The organism is Methylobacterium sp. A54F (genome assembly GCF_053346035.1).
Window position 1 is genome coordinate 1 of the sequence record NZ_JBKFBF010000111.1, and the last position, 311, is coordinate 311.

A 311-nucleotide genomic window follows, 5' to 3' on the forward strand; every position below is an offset into this window, starting at 1 on the left:
GCATCAGGGCCGCGCGGGCATCGCGCCCGTCGAGCCGGAAGGCGACGCCCTTGCAGGCGCCGCCCCGGTCGAGCGCCAGCACGAAGCCGGGCCGTGCCGCGGTGCCGCGGAAGCGCCGCTGCATCAGGCAGAAGCGGCGGTGGTAGCCCCGCACCACGCCGACGCGCTCCTCCAGGGCCGCGAATTCCGGCTTCCACATCAGGGAGCCGTAGGCGAACACCCAGATCTCCCCGCCGGCGCCGGGCCTGTCGGCCACGGCCCGCTCCAGGCCCGGCAGCAGCTCGGCGTCGCTGAGGAGGTGCTGGGCGGTG

1 protein-coding gene is annotated in these 311 nt (G+C 76.2%); it reads right to left on the minus strand.

Going from position 1 to position 311, the window contains the following annotated elements; all coding sequences use genetic code 11:
• The coding region (locus ACLBXP_RS25560; protein ID WP_447670624.1) for a gamma-glutamylcyclotransferase at window positions 1-311 on the minus strand (311 nt) is incomplete at both ends.